The 17,433-nt window shown below is 35.0% G+C and carries 17 protein-coding genes; all 17 read left to right on the top strand.

Annotation, left to right across the window (positions count from 1 at the left end; translation table 11 throughout):
* Window positions 1-116 precede the first annotated feature (116 nt).
* Window positions 117-557 carry a chemotaxis protein CheW gene (locus tag ACQKP0_RS05805; RefSeq protein ID WP_427404867.1) on the top strand — a complete coding sequence of 147 codons (441 nt, stop codon included), beginning with the start codon at window positions 117-119 and terminating at the stop codon, window positions 555-557.
* Window positions 558-575: 18 nt separating this feature from the next.
* Window positions 576-1,202: a chemotaxis protein CheC gene (locus ACQKP0_RS05800; protein ID WP_427404866.1), complete on the top strand. Its 627-nt coding sequence runs from the start codon at window positions 576-578 to the stop codon at window positions 1,200-1,202.
* Between the two features lie 2 nt (window positions 1,203-1,204).
* On the top strand, window positions 1,205-1,696 hold the full coding sequence (locus tag ACQKP0_RS05795; protein ID WP_427404865.1) for a chemotaxis protein CheD: 492 nt from the start codon (window positions 1,205-1,207) through the stop codon (window positions 1,694-1,696).
* Between the two features lie 29 nt (window positions 1,697-1,725).
* A complete protein-coding gene (locus ACQKP0_RS05790) occupies window positions 1,726-2,487 on the top strand; it encodes a FliA/WhiG family RNA polymerase sigma factor (protein WP_427404864.1) in 762 nt (253 codons plus the stop codon).
* Between the two features lie 9 nt (window positions 2,488-2,496).
* Complete coding sequence (locus tag ACQKP0_RS05785) at window positions 2,497-3,045, top strand: hypothetical protein (RefSeq protein WP_427404863.1); 549 nt, start codon at window positions 2,497-2,499, stop codon at window positions 3,043-3,045.
* A 173-nt stretch (window positions 3,046-3,218) separates the two neighbouring features.
* A complete protein-coding gene (gene rpsB, locus ACQKP0_RS05780; RefSeq protein WP_427404862.1) occupies window positions 3,219-3,938 on the top strand; it encodes a 30S ribosomal protein S2 in 720 nt (239 codons plus the stop codon).
* Window positions 3,939-4,071: 133 nt separating this feature from the next.
* A complete protein-coding gene (gene tsf, locus ACQKP0_RS05775) occupies window positions 4,072-4,953 on the top strand; it encodes a translation elongation factor Ts (protein ID WP_427404861.1) in 882 nt (293 codons plus the stop codon).
* A gap of 99 nt (window positions 4,954-5,052) precedes the next feature.
* On the top strand, window positions 5,053-5,778 hold the full coding sequence (gene pyrH / locus ACQKP0_RS05770) for a UMP kinase (protein ID WP_427404860.1): 726 nt from the start codon (window positions 5,053-5,055) through the stop codon (window positions 5,776-5,778).
* Window positions 5,778-6,335, top strand: coding sequence for a ribosome recycling factor (gene frr, locus ACQKP0_RS05765; protein ID WP_427404859.1), 558 nt, complete (start codon window positions 5,778-5,780; stop codon window positions 6,333-6,335). Before pyrH ends, frr begins: the two co-directional genes overlap by 1 nt.
* Window positions 6,336-6,581: 246 nt before the next feature.
* Window positions 6,582-7,379, top strand: coding sequence for an isoprenyl transferase (locus ACQKP0_RS05760; RefSeq protein WP_427404858.1), 798 nt, complete (start codon window positions 6,582-6,584; stop codon window positions 7,377-7,379).
* On the top strand, window positions 7,376-8,173 hold the full coding sequence (locus ACQKP0_RS05755) for a phosphatidate cytidylyltransferase (protein ID WP_427404857.1): 798 nt from the start codon (window positions 7,376-7,378) through the stop codon (window positions 8,171-8,173). Before ACQKP0_RS05760 ends, ACQKP0_RS05755 begins: the two co-directional genes overlap by 4 nt.
* Window positions 8,174-8,223: 50 nt before the next feature.
* Window positions 8,224-9,369 carry a 1-deoxy-D-xylulose-5-phosphate reductoisomerase gene (dxr, locus tag ACQKP0_RS05750; protein WP_427404856.1) on the top strand — a complete coding sequence of 382 codons (1,146 nt, stop codon included), beginning with the start codon at window positions 8,224-8,226 and terminating at the stop codon, window positions 9,367-9,369.
* 18 nt (window positions 9,370-9,387) lie between these two features.
* Entirely contained in the window at window positions 9,388-10,647 is a 1,260-nt protein-coding gene (gene rseP / locus ACQKP0_RS05745; protein WP_427404855.1) for an RIP metalloprotease RseP, read from the top strand.
* Between the two features lie 99 nt (window positions 10,648-10,746).
* Window positions 10,747-15,066 (top strand): PolC-type DNA polymerase III, encoded by a 4,320-nt coding sequence (locus ACQKP0_RS05740; protein ID WP_427404854.1) that lies wholly within the window; start codon window positions 10,747-10,749, stop codon window positions 15,064-15,066.
* Between the two features lie 386 nt (window positions 15,067-15,452).
* Window positions 15,453-15,920, top strand: coding sequence for a ribosome maturation factor RimP (gene rimP, locus ACQKP0_RS05735; protein WP_427404853.1), 468 nt, complete (start codon window positions 15,453-15,455; stop codon window positions 15,918-15,920).
* Window positions 15,921-16,028: 108 nt separating this feature from the next.
* Window positions 16,029-17,144, top strand: coding sequence for a transcription termination factor NusA (nusA, locus tag ACQKP0_RS05730; protein ID WP_427404852.1), 1,116 nt, complete (start codon window positions 16,029-16,031; stop codon window positions 17,142-17,144).
* Between the two features lie 12 nt (window positions 17,145-17,156).
* Window positions 17,157-17,432 (top strand): RNase P modulator RnpM, encoded by a 276-nt coding sequence (rnpM, locus tag ACQKP0_RS05725; protein ID WP_427404851.1) that lies wholly within the window; start codon window positions 17,157-17,159, stop codon window positions 17,430-17,432.
* The last annotated feature ends 1 nt before the right edge of the window (window position 17,433 follow it).

Here is a 17,433-nt window from a genome sequence, read left to right as displayed (position 1 = left end):
TGCCACGTATTGTTGGTATATTAGAGTTTTGTTTTTTACGCAATAGAAACAATCTTTACGAAAACAGTCTTTTTAAAAAGAGGTTGATTCCTCTAACAGCGATTGGAGTGTAGGGAATGACAAGTACATTAGTAACGGAAAATGTTAAACTAGTTGTTTTTCGATTATTAGATAAAGAATATGCTATTCCTGTTCAACATATACGTTCAATAGAAAAGGTACAACATATTACTAGAGTTCCTCGAGCAGAAAGTTTTGTAAAAGGTGTAATTAATTTACGCGGTGTGGTTTTACCTATTATTGATTTGCAAAAACGATTAAATATAGGAAAAATTTTACCTAATGAGAATACACGGATTATTATTACAGTCATAGACAAAATGGAAGTAGGATTATTAGTAGATGCCGCAAATGATGTTATAGATATTTCAAAAGACATTATTGAACCACAGCCTGAAGTGGTTGATACGATTAAAGCAGAATATATTTCCGGTGTAGCAAAAGTGGATAAGCGACTATTATTATTAATCAATTTAGAACAAGTGCTAAGTCACTAAAATAGGAGTTAATGTCCCATGGAAACAAATGAAAGATTATCACAAACACATTTAGATATTTTAAAGGAAATTGGAAATATTGGAGCAGGCCATGCTGCGACTGCCCTTTCTACGCTTCTGAATAAAAAAATAGAGATGATGGTACCGAGCGCAAGAATAGTTCCTTTCGATGAAATGATGGAACTTGTTGGCGGATCTGAAAATGTAGTACTAAGTGTTTTTTTGAAAATTGAAGGTGACGCCAATGGGAATATGTTTTTTATTCTTCCTATTGAACAAGGAGAGCGTTTTATAAGACAAATGATTGGAGATCCATCATTTTCATTTAATGCAACTCCGCCATCTGAAATAGGGATATCAGCAGCTCATGAACTTGGAAATATCATGGCTGGGTCATATTTAACTGCTCTATCCGATTTTACCCAGCTAGATTTATTTCCCTCAATACCAGCATTAAGTGTAGATATGTTTGGAGCTATTATTAGTTATGGGTTACTAGAGATATCTCAAGTAAGCGATTTTGCTATTGTTATAGATACTGCTCTTTATGAAGCAGATTCATTATCAAGTGTAAACGGACATTTTTTTCTTCTCCCAAATCCAGAATCCTTTCAGATTATCTTTCAAGCGCTGGGAGTGAACTGATGATGGAAACTGTCATTAAGGTTGGGATAGCCGATTTGAATATCGTCCGTCCACCTAATACAATCCGAACAACTGGACTAGGATCATGTGTAGGCGTTATCCTTTACGATTCAACTGAACAATTAGCTGGCTTAGCACATATCATGTTACCTGATTCGAAAATCGCCAAAAATTCTCAAATGATAAATAAAGCAAAATTTGCCGATACAGCAATAAACGAACTTAAGTCTAAACTAATTAAAGAGGGGAGCAAACCGTATAGGCTTAAAGCAAAAATTGCTGGCGGAGCGGAAATGTTCTCTTTTTCTTCTTCAAATGAAACAATGAGAATTGGTCCAAGAAATGTAGCAGCTGTAAAATTAGCCTTACAAAAAGAAAATATTCAGATTGTAGCAGAAGATACTGGAGGAAATAGTGGTAGAACCATTGAATTTGATCCAGTAACATCGATTTTACATATTCGTACTGTAAACCAAGGAAAAAAAGATATTTAAAAAAATCGAACATTTCGAGGAGGGGAACTATGACATATAAAGAAACTACTGAAGAAAAAAAATATTGGGATTTATGGTTACTTTCCCGTGATACACACGCTGGTGATGTTTTAGTTAAAAAATATTTGCCGCTTGTTCAATATCATGTACATAGAATTGCAGTAGGACTTCCTCGAAACGTTTCAAAGGATGATTTGAAAAGTCTTGGAATGTTAGGATTATTTGATGCATTAAATAAATTTGATGCATCTCGTGATCTTAAATTTGATACATATGCCTCATTCCGAATTAGAGGAGCTATTCTTGATGGATTAAGGAAGGAAGACTGGCTGCCAAGAGGTACAAGAGAAAAGGCAAAAAGAATTGAAACGACCATTGAGCATCTAGAACAAGAATATATGAGGACCGTTTCTGCCGAGGAAGTTGCGGACTATCTTGGATTAACTGAGGATGAAGTGTATCAAACAGTAAACGAGCATTTTTTTGCCAACATACTATCGATGGATGAACAAGTAAATGAATTAGAGGATGTAGAAAGTAAAAGTTTTGTTTTAAAAGATGATAAAACACTAGGTCCAGAAGAACAGTTAGTAAAAAATGAACGGATAAAAGAACTAACAGAAGTCATTTCATTATTATCAGAAAGAGAGCAATTGGTATTAAGTTTATTTTATCATGAAGAATTGACCTTGACCGAAATTGGGGAGATTATGAGTTTATCCACTTCAAGAATTTCACAAATACATTCGAAAGCATTATTTAAACTAAAAAAATTAATAGAAAAACAATAGGGATCAATTATGACAACAATTATTCTTTTTTTCTCGGTTATTATAAACTTATTTACAATATTTGCGATTATTATACTATACTTACGTCAAAATCGATTTACAGCAATGGAGTTTTCACAAAAACAAGCCATGAAGGAAATGGAAGATGTATTTACAGCTTATCTAGAAGATTTAAAGGAAGAGAATGAACAATTTATTGAGAGATTGAATAGTTTTCAAAAAATACAGAGTACGATACAACCACTGAAAACGACTCAATCTAATACAACAAAGGCAGACAAACAAAAAGACAACATTGAAGAGATGATTCCTCATGCATATAAGCGACTAAATGCAGTAAAATCTTATAATAATAAAATAGATCTGAACAATGATTCCGCAATTTCTTCTGAACCAGAAACAAAAGAACTCAAGAGTACAGAACCGCTTTCCATTCAAGATCAAGTTGTTTCTTTATCTAAAAAAGGTTTAACCATCGACGAAATTGCTCAAAATTTAAATAAAGGAAAAACAGAAATCGACTTAATTCTAAAATTCATACAAAAAAATTCAGATTAACTTGATTGACACTCTTTTATATGCTATATTATTTCATGGTGTTATTACACACGCTTCAGGATTTAAATAGAGGGTGCTATTAGGAATAAGATCCGAAACTCGGCAAAATCCAATAGTCTTTATTTAGAAATGAATGAAGCGGAGGAAAACAAAAACCATTAGGAGGAAATAAAATGTCAGTAATTTCTATGAAGCAATTGCTAGAAGCTGGTGTACACTTTGGTCACCAAACTCGCCGTTGGAATCCAAAAATGAAAAAATATATTTTCACAGAGCGTAACGGCATTTATATTATCGATCTTCAAAAAACAGTTAAGAAAGTTGAAGAAGCTTACAACTTTGTAAGAGAGCTTGCAGCTGGCGGCGGAAACATTCTTTTCGTTGGTACAAAAAAACAAGCTCAAGAATCTGTTAAAGAAGAAGCAGAACGTGTAGGTATGTACTTCGTTAATCATCGTTGGTTAGGTGGTACTTTAACTAACTTTGAAACCATTCAAAAACGTATTGAGCGTTTAAAAGCCATTGAAAAGATGGAAGAAGATGGTACTTTTGAAGTTCTTCCGAAAAAAGAGGTTGTACAACTTAAAAAAGAACATGAACGTTTAGTAAAATTCCTTGGCGGAATTAAAGATATGAAAAAATTACCTGATGCACTTTTCATCATTGATCCTCGTAAAGAGCGTATCGCAGTTGCTGAAGCTCGTAAATTAAACATTCCAATCGTTGGTATTGTTGATACAAACTGTGATCCAGATGAGATTGATTATGTAATCCCTGCTAATGATGATGCTATTCGTGCTGTAAAGTTATTGACAGGTAAAATTGCTGATGCAATTATTGAAGTTAAACAAGGTGAAGAAGAAGAAACAACAGCTGCTGTTGCTGCAGAATAATAAATTTCTATTAGCGTAATGGTAAAATGTTTGGAAAAGGTGATAAGAAGGCTTCATCCTTATCACCTTTTTTTAAGAATTAGGTCGCAAAAATTATTTATTAGCTTACATATAATTAAAGGAGGAACATCTCATGGCAGTTACTGCACAAATGGTTAAAGAACTACGTGAAAAAACAGGTGCCGGTATGATGGATTGTAAAAAGGCCCTAACTGAAACAAATGGTGATATGGATCAAGCAATTGATTATCTTCGTGAAAAAGGTATTGCTAAAGCTGCTAAAAAAGCAGATCGTATTGCTGCTGAAGGTACTACTTATATTTCAAGTAACGGAAATGATGCTGTTATTTTAGAAGTTAACTCAGAAACTGATTTTGTTGCAAAAAACGAAGGATTTATTAATCTTGTAAAAGAACTTGCAGCACATTTATTACAAAACAAGCCTGCAACAGTTGAAGAAGCATTAGAACAAAAAATGGAAAATGGCGCAACTGTTGCTGATACTATTAATGCAGCTATTGCAAAAATTGGTGAAAAAATCACTCTTCGTCGCTTTGAAGTGAAAACTAAGTCAGATAATGGTGTTTTTGGCGAATACCTTCACATGGGTGGACGTATTGGTGTATTAGCTGTGTTAGATGGAACTGATGATCAAACAGTTGCTAAAGATGTTGCAATGCATGCAGCAGCGTTAAATCCTAAATACATTTCACGTGACCAAGTATCTCAAGAAGAAGTTGAACATGAACGCGAAGTTCTAACTCAACAAGCATTAAATGAAGGTAAACCAGAAAATATCGTTGCAAAAATGGTTGAAGGTCGTTTAAGTAAATACTTTGAAGAAATTTGTATAGTGGACCAAACATTTGTTAAGAATCCTGATCAAAAAGTTGGCCAATTTGTTAAATCTCATGGTGCAACAATTGTTGATTTGGTTCGTTTTGAAGTTGGCGAAGGAATTGAGAAGCGTCAAGATAACTTTGCTGAAGAAGTAATGAGTCAAGTTAAGAAGTAATATTTTTAAAAATAGGGAGCACTCTGTGTTCCCTATTTTTAAAGATGAAATATTACTGAATGAAAATATATTACATACTTAAAAAATTGGAGGTCCACGATGAGCACCCCAAAATATAAACGTGTAGTCTTAAAGCTTAGTGGTGAAGCACTAGCAGGTGAACAAGGTTTTGGAATTAACCCTGCAGTAATTAAATCTGTTGCAGAACAAGTGAAAGAACTTGCAGAATTAGGTGTTGAAGTGGCTGTTGTTGTTGGCGGGGGGAACATTTGGCGCGGTAAAATCGGAAGTGAGATGGGGATGGATCGTGCTACTGCTGATTATATGGGTATGTTAGCAACGGTTATGAACTCACTTGCACTTCAAGATAGCCTTGAACAAAATGGGGTTGAAACTCGTGTTCAAACATCAATTGATATGAGACAAGTTGCGGAACCATATATCCGTAGACGTGCAATCAGACATTTAGAGAAAAAACGGGTTGTCATTTTTGCAGCAGGTACAGGGAATCCTTATTTTTCAACAGATACCACAGCTGCATTAAGAGCAGCTGAGATTGAAGCTGAAGTAATTTTAATGGCAAAAAATAATGTGGACGGAGTTTATTCTGCAGATCCGAAATTAGATGAAAATGCTGTTAAATATGATACATTAACTTATTTAGATGTCATCAAAAATGGTTTAGCAGTAATGGATTCTACCGCTTCATCTTTATGCATGGACAATGATATACCTCTTATTGTCTTCTCAATTATGGAGAAGGGGAATATTAAACGTGTTATAATGGGAGAAAATATAGGTACAATTGTAAGGGGGAAAGAATAATGCCGAAACAAATCATTTCTAATACAAAAGAGAAAATGTCGAAAGCCATCTCAGCATATACTCGTGAATTAAGTTCGATTAGAGCTGGAAGAGCTAGCGCTTCTCTACTTGACAGGATTGTGGTTGATTATTACGGGGCACCAACACCGATTAATCAGATAGCTTCCGTATCTGTTCCTGAAGCAAGATTGCTTGTTATCCAGCCTTATGATAAATCGATTGTTGCTGATGTTGAAAAAGCTATATTAAAATCAGATTTAGGATTGACTCCAAATAATGATGGTACATTAATCCGTCTTGCTATTCCAGTGCTTACTGAGGAACGTCGTAAGGAGCTTGTTAAACAAGTGAAAAAGGAAGCTGAAGCAGCAAAGGTAGGAATTCGAAATATTCGTCGAGATGCTAATGATGATTTGAAAAAGCTCGAAAAAAACGGTGACATCTCTGAAGATGATCTTCGCGGCTATTCGGACGAAGTACAAAAAATAACGGATGAACATATAAATAAAGTTGATCAAATTACAAAAACGAAAGAAAAAGATATTTTAGAAGTGTAAAATAAAATAGACTGACCCTTAAATGTCTGACAATTGACTATTGGGTCAGCCTTTTTTATTTTAACTTAAAATCAAATGGCCAAAACATACATATAATAATGAAAAACTACTCAAACATGAATATATTATTTATAATAGAACTCGCAAATAGAACATATTTTTATGTAAATAAAGAAATTCGAGCATTTTTTTGTTATCATATTATATGAAGATTTTATAGTGTAGCATTCCAGTGGAGGGCCAAATATGTTAAAAAAATTGAAGTTGAGAAAAACTTCTAAAGGAACTCAAAATATTGAAGCAAGAATAGAAAACATAAAAAAACATGAATTGCCTAAACATATAGCAATTATTATGGATGGCAACGGTAGATGGGCTAGCAAACGTGCGATGCCCCGTATTGCAGGACATCATGAAGGAACGAAAAGGGTAAAACCGATTACACGTCTTGCCAATAAACTTGGAATTGAAGTTTTGACCCTTTATGCATTTTCAACAGAAAACTGGATCCGGCCTAAAATGGAAGTAGATTATTTAATGAAGCTTCCGCAAGAATTTTTCGGTACTTTTTTACCAGAGTTAGTTGAAGAAAACGTAAGGGTACAAATGATGGGTCATAAAGAAAGACTGCCTGAACATACATTGAATGTTGTTCAAAATGCAATAGACGATACCCGCAATAATACTGGTTTAGTTTTAAATTTTGCACTTAATTACGGCGGCAGGGATGAAATATTAAATGCAGTACAAAATATCTTACATGATGCCGATAGTGGTATAATTGATAAAGAAAGTATAACCGAAGAAAAATTTACTAATTACCTAATGTCAAACAAATACAAAGATCCAGATTTATTAATTCGTACAAGTGGTGAAATTCGGTTAAGTAATTTTATGCTCTGGCAATTGGCATATACTGAATTCGTTTTTACAGATGTGTTATGGCCGGATTTCAGTGAAGATGATCTATTGAATGCAATTGAAGAATATCAGCGGAGATCAAGAAGATACGGCGGTTTACAAAGTGAGGGAAATCAAAAGTGAAGCAAAGAATTATAACTGCAATTATTGCAGCAGCAATATTCATACCCATTGTAATATATGGAAATCTACCGTTAGTTATATTATCATATTTGATGGGGACAGTTGCCTTATATGAACTTCTAAAGATGAGGAAAATGTCAATTTTTTCATTTCAAGGAATCATTTCATTAATACTATTATGGATTATTTTAGTTCCTAAGCAATATATTAAAGTAATTGAGAATTTGGGATATACAAAATTAGAATATATATTTATAGCTATATTAATATTCTTAATCCTTACAGTTGTTACGAAAAATAAAACAACTTTTGATGATATATCCTTTTTATTGCTTACAATACTATATGTAGGTATGGGTTTTTATTACTTTGTTGAAACGAGATCTTCCGAGTCAGGTCTTACATATATTTTATATTCTTTATTTATCATATGGGCCACTGATTCAGGAGCATATTTTATTGGACGTGCAATGGGAAAAAACAAGTTATGGCCAGAAATAAGTCCAAATAAAACAATAGAGGGTGCATTAGGAGGAATTATCTGTGCAATTATTGTTGGAATTCTCTTCTTTATATTCTCTGACATCAATATCTCTATTATTAAGCTTCTCATTGTATCTGCAATTTTAGCGGTATTTGGACAATTGGGTGACTTAGTTGAATCTGCATATAAACGACATTATCAAGTTAAAGATTCAGGTACGATTCTTCCTGGTCATGGAGGAATTTTAGACCGTTTTGATAGCCTGCTATTTGTATGGCCATTAATCAATTTACTTCATTTAGTAAATTGATTAATCTAAAATAATATTTTTGTATAGGGTTTTATTTAGGAGTTGAACAAATGAAATATATTAGTTTATTGGGTGCAACTGGATCGATTGGAACACAAACATTAGATGTAATTCGAAATCATCCGGATAAATTCCGCTTAGTTGCTATGTCCGTTGGGCAAAATATTGCTCTAACCAGAAAAATTATTGATGAATTTAATCCAGAATTCGTAGTTGTTAAAAATCGAGACGATTATGAAAGCTTGAAATCAGAATTTGGCAGTGATATTCGTTTCTCTTACGGTGAAGAAGGTTTAGTAGAAGCAGCTGTCTATGGAAAGTCTGATGTATTAGTGAATGCTGTGATGGGAAGTGTTGGTTTATTTCCTACCTTACAAGCCATTAGTGCCAAAAAAACTATTGCTCTAGCGAATAAAGAAACTCTTGTTACAGCAGGACATTTAGTAATGAATGCAGCTAGAGAAAACGGAGTAAGTGTTCTTCCAGTTGATAGTGAGCATTCCGCTATTTTCCAATGTTTGCAAGGAGAAGAAAATAATCCGATTGAACGTCTTATCATTACTGCATCCGGAGGAAGCTTCCGTGATAAAAGTCGTGAGGAGTTAACAAATGTTACAATTAATGAAGCATTAAACCATCCTAATTGGTCTATGGGAGCAAAAATTACAATAGATTCAGCAACAATGATGAATAAAGGTTTAGAGGTTATTGAAGCGCACTGGCTTTTTAAACTTCCATATGAAAAAATTGATGTATTGCTACATCGAGAAAGTATTATCCATTCAATGGTAGAATTTCAGGATACAAGTGTTAAAGCTCAGTTAGGTTCACCTGATATGAGGGTTCCCATCCAGTATGCTCTTTCCTATCCTGAGAGGCTTCCATTACAAAATGGAAGTAGATTAAATTTAGCAGAAATAGGGAAATTACATTTTGAGGAAATGGATTTTAACCGTTTTTATTGCTTAAAATTAGCTTATGAGGCAGGTAAGGTAGGAGGAACTCTACCAACCGTATTAAATGCAGCGAATGAAGCAGCAGTAAGTGCATTTTTAAATCGGAGAATCTCATTCTTAAAAATTGATGAATTAATTGAAAATGCATTAGAAAGGCATACTGTGATTAAGCATCCCGATTTGGACACAATTAATAAGATTGATCAAGAAACTAGAGTATTTATAAACTCACTCTTCTAAAAAAGGTGGTTTTACAAATTGACTACTGTAATCGCGTTTATTATTATATTTGGCGCATTAGTGTTTTTTCATGAGGCTGGGCATTTTTATTTCGCTAAAAGGGCAGGAATTTTATGTCGTGAATTCGCGATTGGATTCGGTCCAAAAGTTTTATCTTTTAAAAAGAATGAAACACTTTATACGATAAGACTTTTGCCGATAGGCGGATACGTCCGAATGGCTGGAGAAGACCAGGAAATGATTGAATTAAAAGCGGGCCAGCGGGTCGGACTTCTCTTTAACGAAAAAGAACAAGTTGAAAAAGTTATCATAAACGGTAAAAATAGATATCCCAATATCCGCCTGTTTGAAGTGGAAGAGGCGGATTTTGATCACAAACTCACGATTAAAGGCTATGAAGAAGGGGATGAAGATAGCTTAAAAACCTTTTCTTTAACGAAAAACGCTGTAATTGTCGAAGACCAGACTGAAACTCAGATTGCCCCTTGGGATAGACAGTTTGCCTCAAAATCTTTAGGTCAGCGAGCAATGACTATTTTTGCAGGCCCATTAATGAATTTTGTATTAGCCATTGTTATATTTACAATTTTAGCAATCATTCAAGGTGTACCCGTAAATGATCCGATGCTAGGGAAATTGACAAATGATGGTGCAGCAAAATTGGCTGGACTGCATGCGGGAGATAAAGTAATTAGTATTGACAGTTCTGAAATCTCTAGTTGGGGAGATATTGTAGAGGTCATTCAAAAACATCCTGGAGAAGAATTGATGTTTACTATTGAAAGAAATAATAAAACGATGGATATTGCAGTTACTCCAAAACCTGAAAAAGTGGAAGGTCAAGAAATAGGGAGGATAGGTGTAAATAATCCAGTTGTTAAATCTCCTTTAAAAGTGGCAACATATGGGTTTGAACAAACTTATCAGTGGACAGTTGAAATCTTTCGGATGTTAGGTAAGTTAGTGACTGGTCAATTTTCAATTGATATGTTGTCCGGACCTGTTGGTATTTACAAATCAACCGAAGTAGTTGCTAAATCCGGAATTACGTATTTAATGAAATGGGCAGCACTTTTAAGTATAAATTTAGGAATAATGAACTTATTACCTATTCCAGCTTTGGATGGCGGCCGTTTACTATTCTTTGGTGTTGAAGCATTAAGAGGTAAACCAATTGATCGTCAAAAGGAAGGGATGGTTCATTTCATCGGCTTTGCATTGTTAATGCTGTTGATGATTATAGTCACTTGGAATGATATACAAAGATTTTTTCTTTAAAATAGTAGGAGCAATCGGAACATTTAGCCGGTTGCTTCTTATTCTTAAAAGGCTAATGGGAAAAATAGAATACAAAACATAAGGAAGGGAGAGGAAAACATGTCAAGTAATCCCGACGACAAAAAAGAAAGATTTCGTTTATTATTAGAACAGCTTAATATGACAGATGAGGAAGTACATCACTCTTTTTTAAATGCTGAAATAGAAAAACTTGTTGTGGAAAGGAAAACAAAGCGCTGGCATTTCTATTTTGTACTTGATAAGGTATTGCCTTTTGAGCTTTTCAGTCGTTTTTCTCTTCAGTTACAGCATACTTTCCATCATATTGCACAGATAGATTTTACTATCCGGGTACTGGATCCCTCTGTTTTGGAAGAGACAGTAGTGGATTATTGGAATCATTGTATTAAAAAACTTGATGGAATTTCTCCAATGCTCTTCTCTTTACTAAATGAACAAGTTCCACAATTAAAAGGAAATAAGCTGACTATTCAAGCAAGAAATGATACAGAAGCAAGGACATTGAAACAAAAGTATGGAGAAATGATTTCGAATATCTATCAAAATGTAGGGTTCTCTCAATTTATGCTTGATACAATCATTAGCCAAAATGCGGAAAATGATGAATATAAAAAATTTATTGAAGCAAAGCAAAAAGAAGATGAAGAGCGAGCAAAACAAGCAGTGATGGAAATGCAAAAACGAGATACTGAAACTAATGAATCACAGGTTCAAGATGGTCCAGTAATGATCGGTTTAACAATTAAAGAAGACGATACCTTCCGACGAATAGAAGAAATTTATGATGAAGAGAGAAGAATAACTGTTGAAGGTTATGTTTTTGCAGCTGAAACAAAAGAACTTCGAAGTGGTCGAACATTATTAACTTTTAAAGTTACAGATTATACTAGCTCTATCCTTGTAAAAATGTTTTCACGTGATAAAGAAGATGCCGCAATATTAAATCAGGTGAAAAAAGGTATGTGGGTCCGTGCAAGAGGCAGCATTCAAAATGATACCTTTGTCCGAGACCTCGTGATGATAGCAAATGATATTAATGAAGTTAAACCGAAGCTGCGAGTGGACAAAGCTCCCGAGAATGAGAAGCGTGTAGAGCTGCATCTTCATACACCAATGAGTCAAATGGATGCAGTGACACCAGTTAGTGATTTAGTTAGTCAAGCTAAAAAATGGGGTCATACTGCTATTGCAGTAACAGATCATGGAGTTGCACAATCCTTTCCTGAAGCATTTAGTGCTGGTAAAAAAAATGATATTAAAATTTTATATGGGGTTGAAGCAAACCTCATTGATGATGGCGTTCCAATCACATATAATGATGCGCATCGTTTATTAAGCGACGATAAATTTGTCGTTTTCGATGTAGAAACGACTGGACTATCTGCTGTTTATGATACGATTATTGAATTAGCTGCAGTTAAAATTCATAATGGTGAAATTATCGATCGCTTTGAATCATTTGCGAATCCTCACCATCGGCTATCAAATACAACCATCGAATTAACGGGAATTACAGATGAGATGGTAGAAAGCGCGCCGGATGTTGATATCGTTTTGCGGAAATTTCAAGATTGGGCGGAGGATGATATTTTAGTTGCTCACAATGCTTCCTTTGATATGGGATTCCTCAATGTTGGTTATCAAAAGATTGGCTTACCTAAAGCCACTAATCCTGTTATCGATACTTTAGAAGTTGCTAGATTACTATATCCAGAATTTAAAAATCATCGTTTAAATACTTTAGCGAAAAAATTTGATATTGAATTAACACAGCATCACCGTGCAATATATGATGCGGAAGCTACAGGCTACATTTTAATCAAATTATTAAAAGACGCAAATAATCAAGGGATAGAGTATCATGATCAATTTAATGAACATATGGGACAAGGTGGGGCGTATAAACGTGCACGTCCTTCGCATTGTACTTTGCTTGCTCAAACGGAAGCTGGGTTAAAAAACTTATTTAAGCTAATATCACTTTCACATATCGATTATTTTTATCGCGTTCCAAGAATTCCACGATCACAGCTTCAAAAATATCGAGAAGGTATTCTTGTCGGTTCTGCTTGTGATAAAGGAGAAGTATTTGAGGGAATGATGCAAAAAGCTCCAGATGAGGTGGAAGAGGTTGCGAAATTTTATGATTATTTAGAGGTTCATCCTAAAGAGGTGTATGCTCATTTAATCGAATTAGAGTTAGTTCGAGACGAAAAATCATTAGAGCTTATTATCTCAAATATTGTTAAGCTAGGTGAAAAACTAAATATCCCAGTCGTAGCAACAGGGAATGTTCACTATTTAAATCCGGAAGATAAAATTTACAGAAAAATATTAATTAATTCTCAAGCTGGAGCTAACCCACTTAATCGTCATAAGCTGCCAAATGTTCATTTTCGTACAACAGATGAAATGTTAGAAGCATTTTCGTTTTTAGGATCGGAAAAGGCAAAGGAAATTGTCATTACGAATACGAATAAAATTGCCGATATGATTGAGAAGATTAAACCGATTAAAGACGATTTATATACACCAAAAATTGATGGTGCAGAAGATGAAATACGCAGTATGAGCTATGAAATGGCACACAGCATTTATGGAGAAAATCTACCCGAAATAGTGGAAGCTAGATTAGAAAAAGAACTCAAAAGTATTATTGGTCATGGATTTGCGGTTATCTATCTCATTTCCCATAAGCTTGTAAAAAAATCATTGGATGATGGTTATTTAGTAGGGTCACGTGGATCTGTCGGTTCATCATTAGTCGCAACAATGACAGAAATTACCGAGGTTAATCCTCTACCTCCACATTATGTCTGCCCTAAATGTAAGCATTCAGAGTTTTTCAATGATGGTTCGGTGGGATCGGGATTTGATTTACCTGATAAAAATTGCCCTGAATGTGGTACAAAATATAAAAAGGATGGACATGATATTCCTTTTGAAACCTTCCTAGGATTTAAAGGGGATAAAGTTCCGGATATCGATTTAAATTTCTCCGGTGAATATCAACCGCGAGCACATAATTATACGAAGGTTCTTTTTGGTGAGGATTATGTATATCGTGCAGGAACGATTGGTACCGTTGCTGATAAAACAGCATATGGATATGTGAGAGGATATGCACAAGATAATAATTTAACATTAAGAGGTGCTGAAGTCGATCGTCTAGTTCAAGGATGTACCGGTGTAAAAAGAACAACAGGGCAGCATCCAGGCGGAATTATCGTTATTCCTGATTATATGGATGTGTATGATTTTACACCTATTCAATTCCCTGCTGATGATCGAGAATCGGAATGGAAGACCACACATTTTGATTTCCATTCTATCCATGATAATGTTTTAAAATTGGATATTCTCGGACACGATGATCCAACCATGATTCGTATGCTTCAAGATTTAAGCGGGATTGATCCAAAAACCATTCCGACTGATGATCCTGTAGTTATGAAGATATTTAGTAATACAGAATCATTGGGCGTAGCAGAAGAGCAAATAATGTGTAAAACAGGTACTCTTGGTATACCGGAGTTTGGTACAAGATTTGTTAGACAAATGTTAGAAGACACAAAACCAACAACATTTTCAGAACTAGTCCAAATTTCTGGGCTGTCACACGGGACGGATGTGTGGCTCGGAAACGCACAGGAGCTAATTCATAATGGAACATGTGCACTTCCTGAAGTAATTGGCTGTCGTGATGATATTATGGTTTATTTAATTTATCAAGGACTTGAGCCGTCCCTTGCTTTTAAAATAATGGAATCTGTACGTAAGGGTAAAGGTCTACAGCCTGAAATGGAAGAAGAAATGAGAAATCAAAATGTCCCTGAGTGGTATATAGATTCTTGTAAAAAAATTAAATATATGTTTCCAAAGGCGCACGCAGCTGCCTACGTTTTAATGGCAGTGAGGATTGCTTATTTTAAGGTTCATATGCCGTTGTTTTACTATGCAGCATATTTCACTGTCAGAGCCGAAGATTTTGATTTAGAGGCAATGGTACGCGGTACAAATTCGATTCGATCCCGAATAGATGAGATAAATGCAAAAGGTTTAGATGCTTCCACGAAAGAAAAAAGTTTGTTAACGGTATTAGAGATTTCTCTTGAAATGGTTGAGCGTGGCTTCCAATTTCAAAGGGTCGATCTTTATCGTTCCAAAGCGGCTGAATTTGTGATTGATGGGAACTCATTGATTCCACCTTTCAATTCTATTCCTGGCTTAGGTACGAATGCTGCATTTAATATCGTAAAAGCCCGTGAAGAAGGGGAGTTTTTATCAAAAGAAGATTTACAACAACGCGGAAAAGTTTCAAAAACCATTATCGAATATCTTGATAAGCATGGATGCTTAGAATCATTACCGGATCAGAATCAGTTGTCGCTATTTTAATTATGCCGGGGCAGACCAGTCGCCTTCGCTTTTCGTGATGTCCAGCTGCGGCTCCTAGCCCCTCGGGGTCAAATATCCTTCGACCAATGAAGTCAAAGAGCGGACTTCATTGGTTGAAGAACATTTGCCTGTCGGGGCAGACCAGTCGCCTTCGCTTTTCTAATAATTTGCATATTTTTATCGGTTATGGTATATTTTTATTGGAAATACTACTGATAACTCTTGGAAAGAGTGGGGCTTACCCACTCTTTCGTGTTTGTTACACATCTTTTTTGGAATTTGTTGCATCAATCATTTTCGTTTTTTAAGTCCAATTTTTGCTTCTATGATGCTTAAATTTATCTTTTAACTAATGCAACTTACCTTTGTTATTCAGGAGGATTATTATGAGCAAAGTTACGGACGTTGTAGAGGAACTCGTTACACCAATCATTCAAGATATGGACCTAGAACTTGTAGAAATTGAATATGTTAAGGAAGGAAAAAATTGGTTCCTTCGCATATTTATTGATAAAGAAGATGGGATTGATATTGAAGAATGTGGAATTGTAAGTGAACGTCTTGGGGAGAAATTGGATGAACTTGATCCTATCCCTAATAACTACTTCCTTGAAGTATCCTCTCCTGGAGCTGAACGCCCACTTAAAAAGGAAAAAGATTTTGTAAAGGCCGTAGGGAAAAATGTCAACATAAAAACCTATGAGCAAATTGATGGAGAGAAACAATTTGAAGGCAGACTTCTTGAATTTAATGGTGAAACATTAAAACTTGAAATCAAAATCAAAACAAGAGTAAAAGAGGTCGAAATTCCTTTTGAAAAAGTGGCAAAAGCCCGGCTCGCTATTTTATTTTAATTAAAATGTTAATTTTATTAACATACTTATCCCGTTCTAACGAAATGGTTAGAACCTAATCTTAAACTCAAAAAGTTTTCATTTATATCTGAGGGGGATGACGTTTTTATGAGCACAGAATTATTAGATGCTCTAAATATTTTAGAAAAAGAGAAAGGGATTTCTCGAGATGTAATCATAGAAGCAATTGAAGCAGCACTAGTTTCTGCTTATCGTAGAAATTTTAATCAAGCTCAAAATGTTCGAACTGATTTAAACTTAGAAAACGGAACAATGAGAGTATTTGCTAGAAAAGATGTTGTCGATGAAGTATTTGATTCTCGTCTTGAAATTTCAATAGAAGATGCAACAAAAATTAATCCTGCCTATGAGGTTGGCGATGTAGTAGAAATTGAAGTTACTCCAAAAGATTTTGGACGTATTGCTGCACAAACTGCAAAACAAGTAGTAACACAACGAGTTCGTGAGGCTGAAAGAGGTATTATCTACACTGAGTTTATTGATCGTGAAGATGATATTATGACTGGTATTGTCCAAAGACAGGATCCACGCTTTATTTACGTTAATCTTGGGAAAATTGAGGCATTACTTGCGCAAAGTGAACAAATGCCAAATGAGACTTACCGCCCACATGATCGTATAAAAGTGTATATCACAAAGGTTGAAAAAACAACTAAAGGCCCGCAAATTTTTGTATCTCGTACACATCCTGGTCTATTAAAACGTTTATTTGAAATCGAAGTTCCTGAAATATACGATGGAACAGTCGAAATTCGTTCTGTTGCAAGGGAAGCTGGTGATCGCTCGAAAATATCTGTTTATACTGATATGCCAGATGTAGATCCAGTAGGTGCTTGTGTCGGTCCAAAAGGATCGAGAGTTCAAGCAATCGTAAATGAGCTAAAAGGTGAAAAAATCGATATTGTCGAATGGTCAGATAACCCTGTTACATTTGTGGCTAATGCATTAAGCCCTTCTAAGGTTTTGGAAGTGATGGTTGATGAAGAAGAGAAGGCGACTACAGTCATCGTTCCTGATTATCAACTTTCCCTAGCAATTGGTAAGCGTGGACAAAATGCTAGATTAGCGGCAAAGCTAACAGGCTGGAAAATTGATATTAAGAGTGAATCAGAAGCTCGTGAAATAGGAATTTATCCACGTGAAAATTCGTCTTTATTCCTTGACGAGGACCAAGACGATGCTTTCGAAGATGATTTCGAATAGGGGTGATCTGAAATGGCTACTCAAAGAAAGATACCTTTAAGAAAATGCGTTGCTACAGGTGAAATGAAACCTAAAAAAGAAATGATCCGAATCGTACGTTCAAAAGACGGTGAAGTATCAATTGATCCGAACGGAAAAAAATCGGGAAGAGGAGCTTATTTATCCAAAGATAAGGAAGCGATTCTGCTTGCTAAGAAAAAGAATATTTTAGCGAATCATTTAGAAGCAACAATAGAAGATTCCATTTACGATGAGCTGCTCCATTTAGTTGAAAGGGAGAATCTTTAGT

Source organism: Heyndrickxia sp. NPDC080065 (assembly GCF_050281185.1).
Taxonomy (GTDB): domain Bacteria; phylum Bacillota; class Bacilli; order Bacillales; family Bacillaceae_C; genus Heyndrickxia.
This window is presented reverse-complemented; position numbering and strand designations above follow the sequence as displayed.

Coding starts and splice junctions, on each gene's coding strand:
- ACQKP0_RS05805 (WP_427404867.1), top strand. CDS start 117: ATGACAAGTACATTAGTAACGGAAAATGTTAAACTAGTTGTTTTTCGA.
- ACQKP0_RS05800 (WP_427404866.1), top strand. CDS start 576: ATGGAAACAAATGAAAGATTATCACAAACACATTTAGATATTTTAAAG.
- ACQKP0_RS05795 (WP_427404865.1), top strand. CDS start 1,205: ATGGAAACTGTCATTAAGGTTGGGATAGCCGATTTGAATATCGTCCGT.
- ACQKP0_RS05790 (WP_427404864.1), top strand. CDS start 1,726: ATGACATATAAAGAAACTACTGAAGAAAAAAAATATTGGGATTTATGG.
- ACQKP0_RS05785 (WP_427404863.1), top strand. CDS start 2,497: ATGACAACAATTATTCTTTTTTTCTCGGTTATTATAAACTTATTTACA.
- rpsB (WP_427404862.1), top strand. CDS start 3,219: ATGTCAGTAATTTCTATGAAGCAATTGCTAGAAGCTGGTGTACACTTT.
- tsf (WP_427404861.1), top strand. CDS start 4,072: ATGGCAGTTACTGCACAAATGGTTAAAGAACTACGTGAAAAAACAGGT.
- pyrH (WP_427404860.1), top strand. CDS start 5,053: ATGAGCACCCCAAAATATAAACGTGTAGTCTTAAAGCTTAGTGGTGAA.
- frr (WP_427404859.1), top strand. CDS start 5,778: ATGCCGAAACAAATCATTTCTAATACAAAAGAGAAAATGTCGAAAGCC.
- ACQKP0_RS05760 (WP_427404858.1), top strand. CDS start 6,582: ATGTTAAAAAAATTGAAGTTGAGAAAAACTTCTAAAGGAACTCAAAAT.
- dxr (WP_427404856.1), top strand. CDS start 8,224: ATGAAATATATTAGTTTATTGGGTGCAACTGGATCGATTGGAACACAA.
- ACQKP0_RS05740 (WP_427404854.1), top strand. CDS start 10,747: ATGTCAAGTAATCCCGACGACAAAAAAGAAAGATTTCGTTTATTATTA.
- rimP (WP_427404853.1), top strand. CDS start 15,453: ATGAGCAAAGTTACGGACGTTGTAGAGGAACTCGTTACACCAATCATT.
- nusA (WP_427404852.1), top strand. CDS start 16,029: ATGAGCACAGAATTATTAGATGCTCTAAATATTTTAGAAAAAGAGAAA.
- rnpM (WP_427404851.1), top strand. CDS start 17,157: ATGGCTACTCAAAGAAAGATACCTTTAAGAAAATGCGTTGCTACAGGT.